General features: G+C 52.8%; 20 protein-coding genes, 1 other RNA gene and 1 pseudogene. All 22 read left to right on the forward strand.

Annotated elements, in window-relative coordinates; translation table 11 throughout:
- Positions 1-37: 37 nt before the first annotated feature.
- Positions 38-1,339, forward strand: coding sequence for a MurT ligase domain-containing protein (locus ORD20_RS13395; RefSeq protein ID WP_242968443.1), 1,302 nt, complete (start codon positions 38-40; stop codon positions 1,337-1,339).
- A 2-nt stretch (positions 1,340-1,341) separates the two neighbouring features.
- A pseudogene (locus ORD20_RS13400) lies at positions 1,342-1,497 on the forward strand (GTP-binding protein); the annotation flags it as partial.
- A gap of 56 nt (positions 1,498-1,553) precedes the next feature.
- Complete coding sequence (locus tag ORD20_RS13405) at positions 1,554-2,282, forward strand: SelB C-terminal domain-containing protein (protein WP_430626261.1); 729 nt, start codon at positions 1,554-1,556, stop codon at positions 2,280-2,282.
- Positions 2,283-2,292: 10 nt separating this feature from the next.
- Positions 2,293-2,994 (forward strand): PP2C family protein-serine/threonine phosphatase, encoded by a 702-nt coding sequence (locus ORD20_RS13410; protein ID WP_103375217.1) that lies wholly within the window; start codon positions 2,293-2,295, stop codon positions 2,992-2,994.
- Positions 2,951-3,448, forward strand: a complete 498-nt coding sequence (locus ORD20_RS13415) for a hypothetical protein (RefSeq protein ID WP_207654648.1) — start codon at positions 2,951-2,953, stop codon at positions 3,446-3,448. Before ORD20_RS13410 ends, ORD20_RS13415 begins: the two co-directional genes overlap by 44 nt.
- 70 nt (positions 3,449-3,518) lie before the next feature.
- Complete coding sequence (gene secD, locus ORD20_RS13420; RefSeq protein WP_103375218.1) at positions 3,519-4,730, forward strand: protein translocase subunit SecD; 1,212 nt, start codon at positions 3,519-3,521, stop codon at positions 4,728-4,730.
- Positions 4,731-4,739: 9 nt separating this feature from the next.
- The gene (gene secF, locus ORD20_RS13425; protein ID WP_242968445.1) at positions 4,740-5,639 is read left to right on the forward strand and encodes a protein translocase subunit SecF; all 900 of its coding nucleotides are present in this window, start codon (positions 4,740-4,742) and stop codon (positions 5,637-5,639) included.
- A 116-nt stretch (positions 5,640-5,755) separates the two neighbouring features.
- Positions 5,756-6,175, forward strand: coding sequence for a hypothetical protein (locus ORD20_RS13430; protein WP_103375220.1), 420 nt, complete (start codon positions 5,756-5,758; stop codon positions 6,173-6,175).
- 56 nt (positions 6,176-6,231) lie between these two features.
- Complete coding sequence (locus ORD20_RS13435) at positions 6,232-7,098, forward strand: cation diffusion facilitator family transporter (protein WP_103375221.1); 867 nt, start codon at positions 6,232-6,234, stop codon at positions 7,096-7,098.
- A gap of 13 nt (positions 7,099-7,111) precedes the next feature.
- Positions 7,112-9,421, forward strand: coding sequence for a single-stranded-DNA-specific exonuclease RecJ (gene recJ, locus ORD20_RS13440; RefSeq protein ID WP_103375222.1), 2,310 nt, complete (start codon positions 7,112-7,114; stop codon positions 9,419-9,421).
- A gap of 26 nt (positions 9,422-9,447) precedes the next feature.
- Positions 9,448-9,966, forward strand: a complete 519-nt coding sequence (locus ORD20_RS13445; protein WP_103375223.1) for an adenine phosphoribosyltransferase — start codon at positions 9,448-9,450, stop codon at positions 9,964-9,966.
- 20 nt (positions 9,967-9,986) lie between these two features.
- Positions 9,987-12,137 (forward strand): RelA/SpoT family protein, encoded by a 2,151-nt coding sequence (locus ORD20_RS13450; protein WP_103375224.1) that lies wholly within the window; start codon positions 9,987-9,989, stop codon positions 12,135-12,137.
- Entirely contained in the window at positions 12,137-12,697 is a 561-nt protein-coding gene (gene dtd, locus ORD20_RS13455) for a D-aminoacyl-tRNA deacylase (protein ID WP_103375225.1), read from the forward strand. Before ORD20_RS13450 ends, dtd begins: the two co-directional genes overlap by 1 nt.
- 148 nt (positions 12,698-12,845) lie before the next feature.
- Positions 12,846-14,600, forward strand: coding sequence for an aspartate--tRNA ligase (gene aspS / locus ORD20_RS13460; protein ID WP_430626262.1), 1,755 nt, complete (start codon positions 12,846-12,848; stop codon positions 14,598-14,600).
- A 73-nt stretch (positions 14,601-14,673) separates the two neighbouring features.
- The gene (locus ORD20_RS13465) at positions 14,674-14,931 is read left to right on the forward strand and encodes a DUF3243 family protein (protein ID WP_103375228.1); all 258 of its coding nucleotides are present in this window, start codon (positions 14,674-14,676) and stop codon (positions 14,929-14,931) included.
- 127 nt (positions 14,932-15,058) lie between these two features.
- Positions 15,059-15,243, forward strand: a non-coding RNA gene (gene ssrS / locus ORD20_RS13470) — 6S RNA.
- Between the two features lie 77 nt (positions 15,244-15,320).
- Positions 15,321-15,641, forward strand: a complete 321-nt coding sequence (gene trxA / locus ORD20_RS13475) for a thioredoxin (RefSeq protein ID WP_103375229.1) — start codon at positions 15,321-15,323, stop codon at positions 15,639-15,641.
- The gene (gene ltaE, locus ORD20_RS13480; protein ID WP_103375230.1) at positions 15,638-16,660 is read left to right on the forward strand and encodes a low-specificity L-threonine aldolase; all 1,023 of its coding nucleotides are present in this window, start codon (positions 15,638-15,640) and stop codon (positions 16,658-16,660) included. Before trxA ends, ltaE begins: the two co-directional genes overlap by 4 nt.
- 5 nt (positions 16,661-16,665) lie before the next feature.
- A complete protein-coding gene (locus ORD20_RS13485; protein ID WP_103375504.1) occupies positions 16,666-17,982 on the forward strand; it encodes a replication-associated recombination protein A in 1,317 nt (438 codons plus the stop codon).
- 119 nt (positions 17,983-18,101) lie between these two features.
- The gene (locus tag ORD20_RS13490; protein WP_103375231.1) at positions 18,102-18,857 is read left to right on the forward strand and encodes a hypothetical protein; all 756 of its coding nucleotides are present in this window, start codon (positions 18,102-18,104) and stop codon (positions 18,855-18,857) included.
- Complete coding sequence (locus tag ORD20_RS13495) at positions 18,857-20,638, forward strand: FAD-binding protein (RefSeq protein ID WP_103375232.1); 1,782 nt, start codon at positions 18,857-18,859, stop codon at positions 20,636-20,638. Before ORD20_RS13490 ends, ORD20_RS13495 begins: the two co-directional genes overlap by 1 nt.
- Before the next feature lie 5 nt (positions 20,639-20,643).
- Positions 20,644-21,396, forward strand: a complete 753-nt coding sequence (locus ORD20_RS13500; protein WP_103375233.1) for a succinate dehydrogenase/fumarate reductase iron-sulfur subunit — start codon at positions 20,644-20,646, stop codon at positions 21,394-21,396.
- The last annotated feature ends 25 nt before the right edge of the window (positions 21,397-21,421 follow it).

The following is a 21,421-nucleotide window of genomic DNA, read 5'->3' on the forward strand; positions in this document are numbered from 1 at the left end:
GTGGGTGAGCCGGTTAACAGGGCGTGGAGGCAGCTCATTGCCGGGACTGGTGGCGCGGCGCATTGATCCGAAAGTGTTTATGCGCCTAAGTGCGCATCTACGGCAAGGCGTCATACTCTTGACAGGCACTAACGGCAAGACGACGACGGCGGCCCTGGCCAGTCATCTCTTGCGTGCGCGCGGCTTGCGGGTCATCCACAACCGGGCTGGCGCTAATTTAATTTTAGGACTCACGGCAACATTGGTTCAGGCGAGTCGATTTCGATTGTTGCCCACAGCAGATTTGGCGCTGCTGGAGACCGACGAAGCGACGATGCCCAAAGCAGCGCAAGAAGCGTGCCCCAGGGTCATTGCCGTGACGAACTTTTTCCGAGATCAGCTCGATCGTTACGGGGAGCTGTCAACCACGGTCAATTTCGTTCGGCGGGGTATAGAATCCTTGGCGGACGATGGGTGGCTGGTACTAAATGCCGACGACCCGCAAGTTGCGTATTTAGGCCAAGAACATCCCCACGTTCTTTATTTTGGCGCAGATCTTATAGGTCAAGGGCAGCACGCCGGAACCTACGATGTGGCCGATGCGCGCTTCTGCCCGCGATGCGGGACCCTTTTGCAGTACCAGCGTTTATACTACGCGCACATCGGAGTTTACGAGTGTCGCTACTGCCAGTTTAAGCGGCCAGTTCCTGACCTTCTCTTGGTGGATTGGGAGCCCGGCATGCCTCTGATGCGTATTGACTTTCGCGGGGAGCAGTTTGCAGTTCCTAATCGGTTGCCAGGCTTATACAATGCCTATAATGTGTTGGCTGCTCTGAGTGTGGCCTTACTTTATGAGGTGACGCCGCACGAAATTCGAGAGGGATTGGAGGCCATGCGCCCCGCGTTTGGGCGCATGGAAGAAGTGCGCATTGGAGATCGTGTGCTGTGGTTGGCGCTTGTTAAAAATCCGGTTGGATTCAACCAAGTCCTGGAGACCATCCGCCAGGATCCGCGCCCGGATAAGCATATTCTCTTGGTTATCAATGACCGTTACGCAGACGGTCAAGACGTATCATGGCTTTGGGATGTTGATTTTGAGTCATGGGTCGCAACGCAAAGGCACAATACCTTTTGGACGAGTGGGATTCGCGCGCAAGATATGGCACTGCGTTTGCAATATGCCGGTGTCAATCCTGAACACATTACGGTGATTGAGAACCCCTCTGAAGCCATGGACGATTTATTGCGGCGGACGACGGCAGAACACGTGACCTATATCACTCCGACCTATACGGCACTATTAGAGGTGCGTCAGTATTTGACCGACAAGGGGTATACCAAGCATTTTCGGGAAGGGTAGGGATGACGTTGGCTGATATTTATCAAAGGCCTCTGATCATCGGTACGGCTGGGCACATCGATCATGGAAAAACAACGCTGACGCAACGGCTGACGGGGGTCAACACGGACCGGTTGCCTGAAGAGCGTGCACGCGGTATCTCAATTGATTTGGGCTTTTGGGTCTGCTTGGTCATCTAGCGCTTGTTGCCAGTGGGAATACCAAGGCGGTCGTGTTGGAGCAGTTACGCGCGTGTGATGCTCCTTGCAGCATTGAAAAATTGGCTGAGAGGGCGGGATACCGGGTAACAGAGATTGAGACGCTATGTCAAGACGACCCCGAAATCGTTTATGGTCCGGACCGCCAAGTGTTTTGGAAGCCGTATTTGCCCGATCTTATCAGCACGGTTCAACACTTTCTTGGAGAATATCACCAGGATCATCCTCTGAGACGCGGCATTGGCCGGGAACGTCTTCGCGACAGTTTGTGGCCCAAGTGGTCATTGCGTAGTGTCCTCTTTGTGGTCCACTATGCCGAGAATGTCGTTGTGGAGGGCGAATGGGTTCGCCTGGCTGATTTTGTTCCGGTTGTGGAAGGTGCGTGGGCCCAAGAAATTGAGTCGGTCTACCAAGCGATTGACGCGTCAGCGCGCAAGCCTTTGACGGTTGAGCAGCTCATCGGTATGACGAGTATTCACACGGAGCGTTTTTTCGATATCATTGATTATTTGTTGAGTCAAAAACGCTTAGTGCGACTGGAAGAAGGCATCTATATCTCCACGCCGGTGTATATCGCAAGCCGGGATATTGTCATCAAGGCCTTACAAGAACGCGGGGCTCTTACGACGAGCGAATTGCGCGATGTATTGGAAGCGAATCGCCGATTTGCGGTACTCTTTTTAGAATTGCTAGATGCGTTGCATATCACCAGGCGGCAAGGGGAAAGCCGGACATTAGTGAGTTAGGATGACAGATATGCGAATTGATGTAGCATGGTCTAAGGTCCCCAAAGGAGGCTTTGGGGAGAGCGGAGACACGATTGAACTGGTTGAGCGGCCTTTAGGCGGCGTCTCCGTTATCTTAGCGGACGGACAAGGATCAGGCGTGGCGGCGAAACGGATCAGTCGGTTGGTCGCGATGAAGGCCGTGAGCTTGATTGCCGACGGCTCCCGGGATGGCGCTGTCGCAAGGGCTGTGCAGGATATGTTATATACAGCCCGTGAAGGGCGTGTAACGGCCACCCTGGCCGTCTTGTCTTGCGATCTCCATACGAAAACCATGGTAATTGCCCGCAACACCCCTGTGCCAGTGTTAGTACGGCAGGACAATGTGGTGTTCCGGCTTGAAGGAGGCGCTGAGGTCATTGGAACCTATCGCCGCACACGGCCTGCGATTACGGAGCTACCTCTCGTAGAGGGGACGATTTTGCTAACATTCTCGGACGGCGTGACAAATGCCGGTAAACGGTACGGTAAGTCCCTTCCTTGGGACCAAATCCAAGAGGAGATGACGGCTTTAGATATTCATGATCTCCAATCGTGGGTGAATGGTTTGATGATGCAAACGCTCCTCTTAGACAAGGACCGGCCTGGCGATGATGTGAGCATTGTGGCGTTAGCGGTCAGAGGCGGTGATGACAGCGCCATACGGACACTCTCCGCGAGCATTCCCTACTAATGGCATTATTTTAGTGGGAGTCTGTGCAGCCGGAAAATCTACGATATCCGGTGTGCTGGATCGCTATGGCATCATTGCGCAGTCGGTCGCTCAAGAGCATTCGTCAGTTCCCACCTTGTATCGCCGCAAAGGAGACCATCCGGTGGTGGTCCTGGATGCGGCAGTGGAGACAGTGCGGCGAAGACGGCGTATGGCATGGACTCGCCAGCATTATTGGAGACAATGGTATCGCTTGATTTCGGCGCGCCAGGCGGCCCGCCTCATTGTCCGCACGGATCCCTTAACGCCCGAAGAAGTTGCGGCAGTGATTGTGCAGTGGTTTGATCGCTGGACGGGCCTTGACGTGTTTTGGAGCCAGAATGATTCGTCTTATACGGTCCGAGAGCAAAAGCAGATCAGACTGGATGTTTGTTATGGCCGGGGCGTGCCAGCCTTAAAGGCTCCCAAACCTTAGAACCCCGTGAATTGACACTGCTTGAACCCCCGGACTATAATGAAACGATTTTAACCCGGGGGGCTTTGCAATGCGTCGAAAGAGCAAGATTAAGTTTTTTGCCCTGGTTGCGGTGCTTATCGCAGCCCTTTTTTACTTTTTACAGGTGAATCCTGTGGCGAGCCATCTCCGCTATGGATTAGATCTTAAAGGTGGCGTCACCGCAACATATCAAGCGGAACCATCACCAGGTCAGCCGGTGAACAGCCAAACCATGGCACGCGCGATGGAGATCATGAACTTTCGCGTAAACTCTTTAGGAGTTTCTGAGCCGGTTATCGAACAAGTGGGGTCTAACCGGATTACGATTGATTTGCCGGGAGTCAAAGATCCCGAACAAGCACTCCAATTTTTAGGTCAGACCGCCGTGTTGGAAATAAAGAATCCTGCGGGTAAAGTGGTCGTGACCGGGGCTGACTTGTCGTCTGCAACGGCCGGTGAAGCCAACGGCCAATACGTCGTCAATTTGACTTTTAACCACAAAGGCACAGCTTTGTTCGCGGCGGCTACTAAGAAATATTTAGGGAAGGAACTCCCCATTTATTTAAATGGCAAGTTAGTGGAAGCGCCAGTGGTGCAAAGTGTGATTCCTAATGGACAAGCCCAAATGAGCGGAAACTTTCCCACTTTAAAGAAAGCCCAACAAGTGGCGTTGCTCTTGCAATCAGGCGCGTTACCGGTGAATTTAAAAGTTCTGGATGTGCGTACGGTCAGTGCGACGCTAGGCCATGCATCGGTTGAAGCAAGCAAAATGGCGGCCATCATAGCGATTCTCTTAATCGGGGTGGTCATGATTTTTTGGTACCGGTTGGCAGGTTTTGTCGCGGATATGGCGTTATTAATCTATTTGCTGCTGGTGGTGGGGGCATTGTGGAGCATACACGCCGTCATCACGGTGCCGGGGATTGCGGGGCTCATCTTGTCAGTGGGAATGGCGGTCGACGCGAATGTGATTATATTCTCCCGCATTCGAGAAGAAATAATCAACGGGAAGAAACCCGGAGCGGCGGTTGCAGCAGGGTTTCGTCATGCCATTCGGGCTATTTTGGACTCTCATGTGACAACCTTTGTTTCCTCGCTCATCCTCTTCTTCTTGGGGACCGGGGAAGTGAAAGGGTTTGCATTGACGCTCATGATAGGCACAGCGGTTTCCCTTCTCACGGCGGTTTCGGTAACAGGCGTCGTTATCCGCTGGGTAGCCGATGCGGGGTGGGCTAAAGTGCGCACCATATTTGTGGGCTAGGGGGCTGGCATGATGCGGTACCATTTCGAATTTGTCCGACATTGGAAAACATGGTTTGTCCTCTCGGGATTGCTGGTGATTTTGGCGTTGGGAGCCTTTTTTATTCGGGGTTTGAACTACGGGATTGATTTCACGGGCGGTACGCAGATGAATCTTCAATTCCTACGCCCGGTGACTGTAACCCAGATTGACCACGTGTTGGATGCTGACCATTTAAACGGCAGTACCGTCGTGTTTCTCGGCAAAGGACATGACAATGTGTTAATTACCACCCCGACCATTTCGGAGCATGAGCGCGATGCCCTGCTGTCGCAGTTATCAAGGCGGGTGGGGGCATTTAAAGAGATCTCAACCAGTCGTGTCTCATCGATTATTGGCAAACAAACGGAACAGCGGGCCCTAATCGCCGTGGTTTTAGCTGTCATTGCGATTATTCTCTATATCACGATTCGGTTTGAATGGCGGTTTGCATTGTCGGGGATTTTAGCCATGTTGCACGATGTCATTATTACCGTCGGGCTCATTGCGTTGATTCATATTCAGATTACCGAGTACTTTATTATGGCCGTGTTGACGATTTTTGGATATTCGATTACCGACAAGATTATTGTTTTTGACCGTATTCGGGAGAATTTGGCCGTTCGCAAAAAGAATGACCCGCTGGATGATTTGGTGAATAAAAGTCTGAATCAGGTTCTAGTCCGCTCCATTAACACATCAACCACCGTGATTATCGCATTGCTGGCGTTGTTGATTTTTGCGGGGAGTAGCATTCGAGACTTTGCCTTGACGATGTTGTTTGGCGTGATTTTTGGAACGTATTCATCGATTTTCATCGCCAGTCCTATCTGGTTGTTGTGGACGAAACGGGAAAAAGGCAAAGGCAAATCGCGGCCGGCGTCCGCTTAACGAAGGTGTGTATTCAGTGAGAACCCAGTCGTGTGCTGGGTTTTCTCATTTTTGCGCGATATGACAGAATTTGGGGCATGATAAGGAGATATCAGGAATGTAAAGGGGGCAATCCCGTGGGATGGCTTCTAGTGCCGGTATTGGGCGTCTGGCTATGGGATGGCCCATGGCTATTGATTTTGGTATTGGCGGAGACCGTATGGCGGGTGGGGTTTCCGTATTGGGGGGGCTCTTTGCTGGCTCTTCAATGGGGAGTAGCAGCAGCCTTAGAATGGGGATTCCACCGTCTTTTGCCTAAACGTCCCGTCGCCCGGAGTAGGCACCGGCTCCTACGAGAGTCATGGGTGTTATTATGGTTGTCCTTATTGCTCACACCCGTGCCAGGGTTGGTGGCGTGGCAAGGCACGGTAGGATTTGATGCGGCCGTCAGGCTCCAACGGTTTGGTCAGGATATGCGTAAGATTGTGATGGTGCGTGGCGCCAAGTTCGTAGTGGCCTTATTGTGGTTCGTTATGCTGACGCGCCTAAGACCATAACAGTCCATGGTACAATAATAGAGCGGGAGGAGTAATCGGAAAACGGGTGAGACGGCGTGATTGATGTCGACGGAGAGCTACAGACCAGTACCCGAAGTGCAGCGTGGGGAGCCCTCGGAAACTTTATTCTCATGGCATTGAAAATTACCGTGGGGATTATCGGAAATTCTCGCGCCCTAATTGCGGATGGTATTCATTCTGGTGCTGATCTTGGATCGTCCATAGCGGTCATCATCGGGTTGCGTGTTGCGCGCATACCGCCCGACGAAGGACATAATTACGGGCATGCCAAAGCTGAAGCCATTGCGCAGAAAGTCGTAGCGCTCCTGTTGATTTTAGCAGGATTTGAAGTGGCCAATGGATCAATTGCCGCGTTAAGCCACGCGAGTCAACATCCCACCCTGTTGACCTTGATTGTGGCTGCAGGCGTTATGATAATCAAGTGGGTCATGTACGTGCGCCAAAAAACCATTGCGACGCGTACCGGCAGTCACTCCTTGATGGCGTCCGCCTTGGATAACCGGATGGACGTCATTTCTTCTGCAATCACCACGGGTGCGATTTTAGCGGCCAAGTGGGGAGTTCCGCACGGTGATGCCTATGGTGCGCTGGCGGTGGCGGCATTAATCGTCTGGCTCGGCATCGAAATCTTTTCGCAAGCTGCAAACGATTTGATGGACCGCGCGGCCGATCCACAAATTGTTGATGCCATCCGTGCCCACTGTACGATGGTCGATGGCGTCGAAAAGATTGCGGAGATTCGAACGCGCGTATCGGGTACTCAAGTTCTAGTGGATTTAAAAATTGTGGTGAATCGACACTTAACGGTATGGGAAGCGCACGAAATTTCACACCGGGTTAAACGTGCGGTCATGAGTTTGCCGCGGATTCAAGACGTGATGGTGCATGTAAATCCCGATTAACGTGAGGATTGGAATGGTTGGCACGAAACGGTATCGTAACGCAAATTATGTACTCAAGGCATTAGCGGCTCATGAAATGCACGCTTATCAAGCCTTTCAACAACAAAGCGGGTTAGAACCCGTGGTCTCTCGAATTTTGTGGGGCCGAGGCATTCGCTCGGTTCAGGCGGTCCTAGACCTTCAACGCAATGACCAGACGTTGAGCCGTCCCTACGAATTACCCGACATGGGGGAATTGGTGGCGCTACTTCGGACGGCTCGCCGACGCCAGCAACACGTCCGCGTGTATGGCGATTACGATGCTGACGGCGTAACCGCGACGGCTGTCATGGTTCGGGGTCTGCAGTGGGCAGGGTTTGAGCATGTAGACTATTACATTCCCAACCGGTTTGATGAGGGTTACGGACTGCATGCTGACGCAGTGGATTTAGCGGTGCAAGCAGGTGTGGACGTGATGGTGACCGTCGATTGCGGGTCAAGTTCGCCTGATGCGGCACAGTTGGCACGCCAAAAAGGGTTAACCCTTGCTATTACCGACCACCACGCCTTGCCGCTACAACTTCCCGATGTGCCGGCTTTAGTCAATCCTGAGCGCATGGCCCAGCCCAATCGCTTGTCAGGAGCGGGGGTAGCGCTTCAAGTAGTCAGGGCGATGTTAGACGATGAGGTCCCGGACTGGTTCTACGCGGTGGCTGCCATTGGCACCGTTGCCGACGTGGTGCCCTTGAGGGGGGACAATCGCCTGATTGTCAGGAAAGGATTGCAGGCCTTGCAGAAAGGAGTCTGTGTAGGGGTTGACGTCTTGTTAGGCGACCGTATTAAAGACCACCAGCAAATCGTAGCCGACGACCTCGCGTTTTTTGTGGGCCCCCACCTCAACGCCTCGGGCCGGATGGGCGACGCGCGTCCGGCCGTGGCACTGCTTCTTGCCGAAAGTCGGGAAGAGGCCAGTCATTGGGCTCAAGACCTTAAGGCGCGGAACCAGCTGCGGCGCGAAATAGAAAAGGACCTGGTGAACCAAGCCCTAAATCAAGTGCCACTCGATGGCTCGGGACAGGTGCCGGGATTTGTCGTAGTGGCTGGCGACCACTGGCATCATGGGGTTATCGGCATTGTGGCTTCAAGACTCAAGGATCGTTTGAAGCGGCCGGTGGCGGTAATTGGGTGGGATGGGGAGACCGGCAAAGGATCGGCGCGTTCGGTCGAGGGGTTGGATCTCTTCCAGCATTTGTGGAAAAATCGAGATGTCTTTTTAAAACTGGGAGGACATCGCGGTGCCTGTGGGTTTAGCTTATCCAAGCAAGATCCCTATCGGTTATCGCAAATATTTTCCGAAGCGCTGCCGGAAGACGTTGTGCGCCAGCAGTTTGTAGGAACCGCGGTGGACGCCGTCGTGGACGCGTCAGAGCTGACACCTAGGGCCGTGGAGCAATTGTTAGCTCTCGAACCGTACGGTCATCATTTTGAACGGCCGCGACTCGCGGTGCACGGCGTTGTTGATGGGTGGCGTACGATGGGAAGCGATGCTGCGCATTTATCTTTAATGCTTGTGAACCATCCCTACCGTGTCGTTGCATTTGGACAAGCGCAAATGGCACAGACCCTAGTGGAAGACGGTCCTGTGGAATTTATCGGCAGCCTCATGCTTAACCAATTTCAGGGTAAGAAAACGGCACAGTGGCAGGTTGAGGAATTTGTTGGGGTGGCAGCAGGCCGTAAGTCATGGCGCCAGGCCGTGCGATTTGAAGCCGTGACAAAGCCGCTTTCCGGGCGCGTGCTTTATATAGTAAATAGCACGCGCGAACAAAAGGCATGGGCTAGTCAGTTAGGGGCTCAAGCGTGGTATCATTATTGGCCGGATGGCGCATGGGTGGGGCATGAAACCGCGGTTCAAAACCAAGAGATGGTCGCCATTGTTGTGAATCAATGGGACCGGTGGCCTCGCTTGTTCCATTGGGCCGACCACATTGTCTGGCTCACTGCGCCCGTTCACCATATGGCTTTGCGTACGGCGTCGGCGCTCCTTAAGGAACCGGCGGGCGTGATGTGGATAAGCCCGGATATGGCTCCAGAGCCGGTCATCGGCAAGGCGCGAAGACTCTATCCGACACGTGAAAAATTGGCTCGATTATGGAAAGCTTGGGAGCGAGGTCAGGCACCTTTGCTGATCGGAGGACGCGTGTTTCATGAGTTGGGATTTCAGCGCGGGTGCAAGCCCGCCGAGCGCCGGGCCTTAAGCTTCAGCCCAGCATACCAACGAGCGCAACAGCATTGGCGGGCTATAGAACAGGACTGGAAGAAGCCCCTGAAAGATTGGGAGTAGAAGCTTAAAGGGTGAGGAGGGTCAACATGGCATGGACACAGTGGGTAAGAGAAATCCCGGATTTTCCTTTGCCGGGCGTGTTGTTTCGGGATGTACTGCCGGTTATGGCCAATCCTGAGGCATGGCATGAAGTCTTGGAGGCATTGGAGGCGCAATTGAGACCGCTTCAGCCGGATGCTATTTTCGCGCCGGAAGCACGGGGATTTTTAATTGCGGCGCCGTTGGCAGACCGCTTGCATGCGGGGTTAGTCCCTGTGCGCAAGGCGGGAAAGTTGCCAGCCCCTGTTCTCCAAGAAGCATATTCGCTAGAATATGGTGAAAACCAGCTTGAGGTAGAAGACGACCGAACTTTGGCGGGTAAACGTGTCATTATTGTCGACGACGTATTGGCCACAGGAGGCACGGTGGCAGCCACAGCGCGGCTGGCGAGCCGACTCGAGGCCCATGTGGTGGCATTTGCCTTTTTAATAGAGCTAAAGGGCCTAAAGGGTCGCCAAAAGTTGGATGCCGGGGTACCGGTGCTGAGCTTGCTGGTTCAGCCGTGAAAGAATGGGGGGGAGCTGTCATGGAGCAAGTTAGCATGGCAGAAAAACTTGGATTTTCGGCCGACTCTCCGGAAGCGGAACAAATCGCGGAGGCTATCGATTTTGCCCGCCACGCCCATGAAGGGCAAAGCCGCGCATCTGGAGCCCCCTACGTGGAACATCCGCTGGCGGTTGCGTCTATTCTCGCCGACTTGCGAATGGATGTGCCGACGATTATCGCGGCCTTATTGCATGATGTGGTGGAAGACACCAGCTACACGCTCAAAGACATCGAAGACCGTTTTGGGTCTGAGGTCGCTCAATTAGTAGACGGCGTCACCAAGTTAGACCGCCTGGAGGTGCGTACGCGGGAAGAAGAACAAGCAGAGAACCTTCGTAAAATGCTTTTGGCGATGGCCAAAGATATTCGGGTGATTCTCATCAAGCTAGCTGACCGTCTTCATAACATGCGTACCCTCAAACACTTGACGGCGGACCGCGTTCAACGTATTGCGCGCGAAACGATGGAAATCTATGCTCCCTTAGCGCACCGTTTAGGGATCTTTCGGATTAAATGGGAACTCGAAGACTTGGCCTTTCAACATTTGCAGCCGCAAGAATTTCAAATGATGAAAGAATTGGTGGCCAAGAAGCGTCTGGAGCGAGAAGCGGCGGTTGAAGCGGTGACGGCCGAGTTGACGCGGCGACTTGAATCGATGGGAATGGTGGCGGAATTATCCGGGCGGGCCAAACACCTCTACAGCATATACCAAAAAATGTATAAGCAAGGCAAGGATTTTTCTCAAATCTATGACTTGGTCGCTGTGCGGGTGATGGTCGAAACGGTAAAAGATTGTTATGCCGTACTAGGTTTGGTCCACTCCTTATGGAAGCCCGTACCGGGTCGATTTAAGGACTATATTGCCATGCCCAAGTCCAATCTCTACCAAAGCTTGCATACGACGGTCATGGGGCCAGAAGGGGAGCCCTTAGAGGTGCAAATTCGCACCTTTGAGATGCACCATACTGCCGAGTATGGAATTGCTGCCCACTGGCGCTATAAAGATGGGGGCAAAGAGGACCGCGAGTTTGAACAAAAACTGTCGTGGTTGCGTCAGCTCTTGGAGTGGCAACGGGATATGCGTGACGCCCGCGAGTTTATGGACACGCTAAAAGTCGATCTTTTTAGTGAAGAAGTGTTCGTCTTTACCCCCAAAGGGGATGTGCTCGATTTGCCCGCGGGTTCCACACCCATCGATTTTGCCTATCGCATCCATACCGATGTGGGCAATCACTGTGTGGGGGCGAAAGTCAATGGCCGTATTGTTCCCCTGACGACCGCACTGGAAAACGGGGACATAGTCGAGGTTTTGGTCAATCGCAAGTCGCCGGGTCCGAGTGTGGACTGGTTGAACATTGTGCAGACGTCTCAAGCCAAGAACCGCATACGGCAATGGATTCGTCGGGAAAGACGCCAAGAACACTTAAGCCGGGGCCAAGAACTGTTGGAGCGGGAACTTCGCCGGGCGGGGTTAGCTTTACAACATGACCGTCTGCAGGAATTGGTTAAAAAGGTTGGCTATGGTACAGTAGACGAGCTAGCGATAGGGATTAGCGACGGGATGATCAATCCGGTGCAAGCCGTTTCCCGCTTGAAAGACGAGCTGGGTCGTAGTTTAGAGCCCGTCGTGGCGCCGGTTGCACCGGTGAAACGCGAAGTGACTGTCCCAGTGCGCGGTGAGCAAATCTTGGTCCGCGGCCAAAATCGGTTGCTTACGCGTCTTGCGCGGTGTTGCCAACCGGTGCCTGGCGATCCCATAATTGGATATTTGACCAGGGGGCGCGGTGTTTCTGTCCATCGACTCGATTGCCCAAATCATAAGGAGCTGAGTCGAGATCCGGAGAGGCTGATTGAAGTGAGTTGGGATACGACGGAGGCAGAATTGGCTCCGCATCCTGTTGAATTAGCTGTATTTGCCTGGGACCGGGCTGGATTGCTGGCTGATGTGGCCAATGTGGTGGCCGACGCGAACATTATCTCAGCGAAGGCCCGAGGATTTAAAGACCGGACTGCGGTCGTGAATGTGAGGTTGGAAGTGAAAAATCTAACACAGCTGACACGGATTATCCAGCGTCTTGAGGCGCTCCCCTATGTTGAGCGGGTTGAGCGTGTCAGCCACGAGAAACTCTAATGCGAGCCCTATTACAGCGCGTGAGACGCGCGTCCGTCGCGGTAGACGGCCAAAGCATCGCATCGATCGATACGGGGTTGCTTCTCTTTTTAGGGATTCATCCGCATGATAACCGGGATATCGCCCGGTGGCTATCCGATAAGGTTCTGAATTTGCGGATCTTTGACGAACGAGGCAAAATGAATCGCAGCGTCTTGGACGTTCAGGGCGGGATCTTGGTGGTCTCACAGTTTACGTTATATGCCGAAACAGTCGATGGACGTCGGCCTAATTTTTCTCTGGCCGCTTCACGTGACGTTGCCGAGCCGCTTTATGAGTACTTTGTTGAGTTATGTCGCGCCAAGTCAAACCACGTGGAGACTGGACGTTTTGGAGCACCCATGGAAGTTTCCTTGATTAATTGGGGGCCTGTTACGCTCTGGGTGGATAGTGCGGAACGCAAGAAAAACCGTGTAGCCCACGAAGAGCGACCGTCTGCCCATGGCACCCCTAAGACGTCACATGGACTTAGACCGTCGGGGACGCGTCTTAGTGGGCAAGCGGACAAAGGTAAGGCCTAAAAATTAGCACCCCTTAATGAAGAGCCTTAGGAACCGCGACTGTGGTTTAGTTAGTGTCACACGGTTGATTAAAAATGGAGAGGCCACGACGTTGGCCTAATCATAAACCTCTAGAAAACCGCAAACATAGACTGGGGAGGACCTTTTGATGGAAGGACGCACACATTACGCGGCCGCTGTAACCGAGGAACTTATTGGGCAAACAGTGACCGTAGCGGGATGGGTTCATCGGCGGCGGGATCATGGCGGTCTGATATTCATTGATTTGAGGGACCGGACGGGTCTTGTTCAAATTGTTGCGGAACCTGTCCACGCTGAAAATTTTGCGGAGCTCGACCGAGTGCGTGCAGAATTTGTCGTGGCGATTACCGGAATGGTGCGTGCTCGACCTATAGGCATGGAAAATCCCGAATTGGCATCTGGTCGTATTGAAATCGAACCGCTGCGCGTGACGATTTTATCGGAGGCGAAAACGCCGCCGTTTATGCCGGCCGAAGCCGAGAATGTGGATGAGATGTTGCGTTTAAAATATCGTTATATTGATTTGCGGCGGCCTTCCCTGCTTGGGAATTTTATGCTGAGAGATAAAGTGTTGATGGCTGTGAGAAGCTTTTTTCATGCCCACGGGTTTCTCGATGTCGAGACGCCCTCTTTAGCGCGGTCGACTCCAGAAGGGGCCCGCGACTTCTTGGTGCCCAGTCGTCTGGCTCCGGGGGAATTCTACGCGTTGCCCCAAAGTCCGCAGATTTTCAAACAATTGCTGATGGTGGCAGGGTTTGATCGCTATTACCAAATTGCCAAGGTCTTTCGCGATGAAGATTTGCGGGCCGACCGGCAACCGGAGTTCACGCAAATTGACGTAGAAATGTCGTTTATGTCGCAAAGTGAAATTCTCGACATGATGGAGGCCATGCTTCGCCAAGTCTTTTACGAGAGCTTAGGGGTCGAGGTTGCACCGTTTGAACGGATGACGTGGCAACAAGCCATGGAGGGATATGGCTCGGATAAGCCGGACTTGCGGGCCGGCGAGCCATTAATGGATTTGACATCAGCGGTCCGTGCTCATATTGCTTGGCCTGTTCTGCAAGCGGCACCGTTTGCGGGCGGGGCAGTCATGCGCCATTATCAACCCACGCGAAAGCAACTCGATGGGTGGGTTGAATTCGCAAAGGGTCAGGGCGCTAGCGGTCTGATCTGGATTGTGAAAAGTGGGGAGGGACTGCGTACTTCGGCCGGAAAATGGCTTGACGAACAGGCATTGCAGCATTTAGCAGCGGCTGCGCGGTTGGGGACCGATGACACCTTGATGATTGTGGCCGGAGAAAAATTCCCCAGTTTAGCGGTCTTAGGACAGATGCGGCTTGAGTTTGCTCGTCAAGAAAAGCGGATAGAGGATGGCTGGCGATTCTTATGGGTCACCGAATTCCCCTTATTTGAATGGAGTGAGGAAGAGCAGCGTTTGGTTTCTGCACATCACCCTTTTACCATGCCACATCCTGAAGACATCGACTTAATTGCTACCGACCCATTACGCGTACGTTCGCAAGCCTATGATGTGGTGCTCAATGGTACGGAATTGGCGTCTGGCAGCCTGCGTATTTATCAGCCAGAACTGCAAGCAAAGATTTTTGCGGCGTTGGGACTAGACCCTGAGGAAACAGAAGAGAAATTTGGATTCTTAATTCATGCCTTTCAATATGGGGCTCCACCCCATGGTGGTATCGCGTTTGGCTTAGACCGCCTTGTCATGTTAATGGCGGGCGCAAGGAGTTTACGAGAGGTTATTGCCTTTCCCAAGACCGCCAAAGGCGTGGACCCGTTGATGAATGCCCCAAGTCCTGTCAGTACCAGCCAACTCGCATTGTTAGTGTGGCGAAGACCCTCAGAATTATTCCCCTCATAGTTTTTCGGACTAGCGTACACAATAAACGCGGAGCACTTGCTTACGCTCCAAATTGACCCAGGGAGGGATTCCTTTGGCAAAGGGTGTGCCGCAGTCATTTCATGAGTTAAAGTCCCGTGTGGCCGAGAAACTCCAAAATGGCGCCAACCAGGAACACGTCCAAAATGAGGTCGTTGACATGGGAGATGCCATGTTGCAAGCCGGGGTTGAGCCGAAGAATGCGCAGGACCGGGTAGCAAAGCGGATGTGGCAGGCAAGCGGACCTAAACAGAAAGAGATGCTTGCAAATATGGTGACCCGTATGGCGAAGGATGACGACGAACTCTCTTAACACGATCAACAACTCAGGCCCGCGTGCTTCGGGCCTGAGTTTTCTTCCTGTCGTTTCCCGTAACTGGCAGAATGAGGTTCGGGATGACAGTTGCATTGAGCGTCCGCGCTTATTATAATAGAGCCAACAAATCCGGCTGTGTACGTGAAGACGACCGATATGTTTTGAGCCAACATCAGAACATAGGGAACCTGATCCGCAGTTAATGGCCGTCCGGCCCTGAAGTTAGGGGACTGCGAAAGTTAACGGGAGGTGCCCACCTGCGTAATGCAGGTTCAAAACGTCGGGGTTGCACGGCATGGCGGGGCTAAGAAAGAGAGGATAGTTCGCTATCTTCTCTTTCTTTGTGTTCCCTGGTATCATCGAGGGTGAAATTGGAGGCGAATGTTTTGGCAGATAATGTGGTCACCGTAAATCAATCTAATTTTCATTCCGTGATTAGCAATTCAACCGTCCCTGTTGTAGTCGACTTCTGGGCGGCTTGGTGCGTGCCGTGCCGTATGATTAGTCCTATTCTTGAAGAAGTGGCTCAAGAGCGGCAGGGGAACATCACCGTTGCGAAGTTGAATGTTGATGAAAATCCTACGATTGCCGCGGAGTATGGCGTCATGAGTATCCCTACCTTAATTAAGTTTCAAAGTGGACAGGAAACCTCGCGCGTTGTAGGAGCTTTGCCGAAAGCACAGCTTCTCAAGAAGTTGGGTTTATGAAAAAAGTGGTGGATTTGCGCTCAGATACGGTCACGAAACCGACGGCGGCCATGCGTGATGCGATGTTTCAGGCGGACGTCGGTGATGATGTCTACGGGGAAGATCCCACCGTGAATCGGTTGGAAGAAGAAACGGCTAGACTGTTGGGCAAGGAAGCGAGCCTTTTTGTGCCATCGGGGACGATGGCTAATCAAATCGCTTTGCTAGCTCATACCGAGCGCGGCGATGAGGTTTTTATCCACCGGGACAATCACATTTATTTTTATGAAGGTGGCGGAGCGGCCATGTGGTCGCAAGCCACCTTTACCCAATTGGCAGGAGAAGAGGGCCTGATGGATCCCGAGGAACTGAATGACCGCATCCGCCCAACCAATATCCACCATCCTCGGCCCAGGTTACTGGCTTTAGAAAATACGCATAACCGAGCGGGCGGCGCGGCGTTATCTCGAGAGCGCATAGCGCCCATCATCCAAGTGGCACGGGCGCATGGTTTGGCCGTTCATCTTGACGGTGCACGGATTGCTAATGCCGCCGTAGCTTTGGGGGTTTCGATTGCCGTTCTAGCTGCTGATATGGACTCAGTGTCCATGTGTTTGTCGAAAGGATTAGGAGCGCCGGTGGGTTCGGTGTTGGCCGGACCCAGAGGTTATATTGAGCGGGCGCGTGTCTACCGGAAATGGTTGGGGGGTGGAATGCGGCAAGCTGGCATTTTAGCGGCTGCGGGCTTATATGCGCTAGAGCACCATATTAATCGGTTGCAGGATGATCATAGACGAGCTAAGCGTCTCGCTGATGCACTGCGCGAACAGGGCTTTTCCGTTAGTTTACCATCGGTGCCGACAAACATGGTCATGGTCGATCTGGAGCAGCCAGCTGATTTGGCCATTCAATTTCTAGCGCGTCAAGATATCTTGGTGGGCGCCATGGGGCCCAAACGCTTGCGTTTAGTGACCCATCTTGATGTAAGCGATGCAGATATCGACCGGACAATCGCGGGATTTGTTCAATTGAAAGGCTGATGGCAGTGTCATACGATTTGTTTGCACAATCTGGCGACAAGAGTCGTGAAGCACAGGCACCGTTAGCCTGGAAGCTGCGCCCACGAACGTTGGATGACGTCATTGGACACGAACATCTGACGGGACCACAAGGCCTTTTGCGTTCCCTAGTGGCTTCCTCACTGCGCTCCGTTATTTTTCATGGGCCGGCCGGAACGGGGAAAACGACTTTAGCTCGGATTCTTGCGGATCAAACGCACGCAGCCTTTGCCGCCTTGTCTGCCATTGATATAGGAGTTAAAGAAATTCGGCAAGAGGCGGAACGAGCTAAAGAGCGTTGGCAATTGCGCGGGTCAGGGACCGTCGTGTTTATTGATGAAATCCACCGTTTAAATCGCTCACAACAAGATGTATTGTTGCCCTTTGTCGAAGATGGCACATTCGTGTTAATTGGCGCGACCACCGAAAACCCTTGGGTATCGATTAATCGAGCGCTATTGTCCCGCTGTTTGTTGATCGAACTGAAGACTTTAAAAGTGGAGGCCATTGTTCAAATTTTGGAGCGCGCATGGGCGTTGCGGATGACGTGGTGGCATGAGGGGGCCATTGATGATGGCCTCTTTCACCAAATCGCGGAACGGGTGGGAGGCGATGCCCGGCTAGCGTTAAGTACGCTTGAACACATGGCATTATTGGCGGACACGGTGCCAACCAATGTCCTCACGATAGCCTTAGGTGACCGTGTGCTGGCCTCGAGTGTTCATTATCATGACCGCGCGGGCGACGCGCATTACGATCTCACCTCAGCGTTCATTAAATCAATGCGCGGCTCCGATCCCGATGCCGCACTTTATTGGTTTGGGCGCCTCCTCGCAGGGGGAACCGACCCTCGCTATGTCATGCGGCGCATCTTGGTTCATGCCGCGGAGGATGTGGGATTGGCAGACCCGATGGCTCTTGTGGTGGCTCAAGCGGCGTGGACGGCGCTTGAAGCGGTGGGCCTTCCCGAAGCGCGCATTCCCATGGCTCAAGCCGTCTTGTACATTGCGTCGGCTCCCAAATCTAATTCGGTGGTCACAGCACTGGCGGAACTGGACAGTGCCCTCGAACGTTGGCCTCAGGCAGCGGTGCCTAGCTACTTACGCGACAAACATTATGCTCCGATGGGTGCCAGCGCTCCCCTTTATCAATATCCTCATGATTTTCCTATGCACTATGTTGACCAAGCCTATTTACCCGATGAAATGGCAGGCTTACGCCTATACCATCCTTCAGACCAAGGTTCTGAAAGAGTGCGTGCTCAGAAGTTAGCGGCGCTTCGTCAAGGGCGCCATAATATCTGAATCTTTTGCCTAAAAACACAAAAGAAATTACACAAATCGGGTTAGGTTATACTTTAAACGTCTTGAAGCTGCCACATGACACATCGGTAGCAACAAAACGCTGTCAAGAGGGGGTTGCCATGGCACAGACAAGCCAACCCGGCGTCAATCATCCCAAACCTCGCTTAGGGAAGATGCCCTATTGGGTGGAGCCGGTTTTTACACTAATAGCATTTAGCGGATTTGTGATTTATGCGTTATGGGAAGTGTTATTTCATAACACGGGAACGTATCACAATTATGTGTCACCGTTTTTTTCACCGGACATTGCTGGGTGGTTTGGAGTTCACATCTTAACCGCGTTGTATGTCGCGTGGATGCCATTTGTTTTTCGTTTCTCGTGCTATTACTATCGTAAAGAGTATTATCGTGCCTTTACATTCCATCCATTTGGCTGTGCGGTCCCAGAACCCAAATCGCATCAGACGCGTCCCTATAAAGGGGAATGGAAAATCAATAACTTGCATCGCTATACGTGGTTTTTAGCGGTGTTCGTCTTAATCTTTTTGTGGAAAGATGTCGTGCAAGCGTTTATATTCCCTAACGGCTTTGGCGTGGGCGTGGGGTCTTTGATTTTGTTGGTGAATGCGATTTTGCTAACCGGCTACACGTTTTCGTGCCATGCGTGGCGCAATATGATTGGCGGCCGTAAGGACTGCTTTTCGTGTACAGCACATGGTAAAAAGCCTGTAAGCTATGGCATTTGGCGCCGTGTATCGGCCTTAAACGTCTTTCACGGCTGGTGGGCTTGGGCTTCGATGTTCTCTGTATGGATTGCCGACTTATACGTGCGCTTGCTTATTATGGGCGTAATTCACGATGTGAGGTTATTCTGATGAATATCGAGACGATGGAAACCCATGCATTTGATGTGTTGGTATTAGGATCCGGAGGCGCTGGATTGCGCGCTGCGGTGGAAGCGGCTTCTGAGGGTGGAGTCTCTGTGGCCATTGTCGGGAAATCATTGTTAGGCAAAGCGCATACGGTCATGGCTGAAGGCGGAGCGGCAGCGTCCATCGGCAACGTGGATGCCCCGGATAGCTGGCAAACGCACTTTTATGACACGATGAAAAGCGGCCATTATATCAATAATTACCGGACGGTCGAAGTGTTTGCCAAAGAAGCACCGGCACGCGTACTGGAGCTTGAGCAGTGGGGAGCGGTATTTGACCGGACGCCGGAAGGTCGGATTATGCAAAGAGCTTTTGGTGGGCACTCTTTCCGCCGCTTAGCCCATATTGGTGACCGGACAGGGATGGAGCTTTTGCGAACGCTGCAGTATAAGGCGATTTCTATGGATATCAAGGTATTCCAGGAAGTGACGATTACTCGACTCCTTATGGATGGGAGCCGCGTGGCAGGAGCTATGGGTTACTACCGGGCCGATGGTCATTTCATTCTCCTTAAAGCTAAGGCGATTGTCTTAGCGACCGGTGGTTGGGGCAAAGTGTATAAGGTGACATCAAACTCTTGGGAAAGTACCGGCGATGGGGCGGCTATGGCGTACCGGATCGGAGCCGATTTGAAGGATATGGAAATGGTGCAGTTCCATCCAACGGGGATGGTCTGGCCTCCGGGCGTGGCGGGTTTATTGGTCACGGAAGGAGTGCGTGGCGAAGGTGGGTTGCTCTATAATTCTGAAAAAGAGCGCTTCATGAAGCGTTATGATCCAGAGCGTCAAGAATTGTCAACGCGTGATGTTGTGGCTCGGTCCATCTTTAAGGAAGTCCAAGCCGGACGGGGCACACCCCATGGGGGCGCATGGCTCGATATCAGTCACAAGAAAGCCGACTTTATTAAACAAAAGTTGCCTGGAATGTACGAGCAGATTCTTACCTTAGGGGATATCGACATTACGAAGCAACCCTTTGAGGTGGCACCCACGTGTCATTACCAAATGGGCGGGGTGCAAGCACACGCCGAAACCTGTGCAACAACGGTGCCTGGGCTGTTTGCCGCGGGAGAGGTGGCTTGTGGATTGCACGGCGCCAACCGGCTGGGCGGAAATTCCCTCGCGGATATCCTCGTCTTTGGCCGCCGTGCAGGTATTGCGGCGCGTGATTATGCTACCTCTCTTAAGAAGGCTCCTGAGATTGATGACACGCAAGTGGAGGCCGAGGTGGCCAGGATTTTGGAGCCATTTAATCGCCCTGACGGGGAAAATCCCTATGCGATTCATCAAGAGCTGCAAGAAGCCATGTCGACCCATGCGGCGATTGTACGTTCGGAAGACGATCTAAAGGTCGGACTCAATAAGATCCTCTCCCTTAAGGAACGCGCGAAACGGATGGGAATTAAAGGCGGACGAGTCTACAATCCGGGATGGCATGCAGTGTTCGATGTCGAAAATATGCTGCTTTTGAGCGAGCTCATTGTCCGCGGAGCCCTTGAACGGAAAGAAAGCCGTGGCGGACACTGGCGTTCTGACTATCCAGACGAGCTGCCGGAGATGGGGAAATGGAATTTTGTCCATCAATATTCTGAGGACGGAGACCGTATTACGCGGGTCCCAGTACCCGAAATGCCTCCGGAATTGGCGGAGATCTGCGCTCGTCCCGTCGCGCCCGGCCGGGAAAAGGTTGCGGGATCGTCTCAAGTCCCACCAAGAAAGGAGTAGTCGCCATGGCTGATGAGTTTATCCTCAGCATCTTTCGGGGTGATGCTGACGGAGGCCAAGAAGTTGAATACCGAGTGCCGCGCGTAGAAGGAATGGTGGTGTTAGACGCGGTGCACCATGTTCAAGCCCATGAGGCGCAAGATTTAGCCGTTCGCTGGAACTGTAAAGCGGCCCATTGCGGTTCCTGTTCGGCGGAGATCAATGGTGTCCCGAAACTCATGTGCAAAACGCGTCTTGATGAGTACGAAGGCCAAACGGTTCACATTCAACCGATGAAGACGTTTCCAATCATTAAGGATTTGGTGACCGATGTGTCGTGGAATTATGAGGTCGCCAAAAAAATTCCTGCATTTCACCCCACGGTGGCGGCGCCATTCCGCATGCAGCAATGGGATGTGGACCGAATTCAGGAATTTCATCATTGCATTGAATGTTTTCTGTGCCAAGATGTCTGTCATGTGCTGAGAGACCATCAGGAGAAAAGTCAGTACTACGGACCGCGGTTTATGGTGAAGATGGCTGAATTTGAAATGCACCCCATGGACCGCGCGGACCGGATTCCTCAAATTAAAAACGAGGGCGGAATTGGTCTGTGCAACGTGACGAAATGCTGTACGAGTGTTTGCCCACAGCATATTCATATTACCGACAACGCTATTATCCCGTTGAAAGAGCGAGTGGCTGATCGCTATTACGACCCGATTCGAAACTTTTTCCGCAAGCTCGGCGGAAAAGGAGACGAGTCGCAACCCGAATAAGGTATACCAATATGACCCGCCAACA

It is taken from the genome of Sulfobacillus thermotolerans, assembly GCF_039623705.1.
Taxonomy (GTDB): Bacteria; Bacillota; Sulfobacillia; order Sulfobacillales; family Sulfobacillaceae; genus Sulfobacillus; species Sulfobacillus thermotolerans.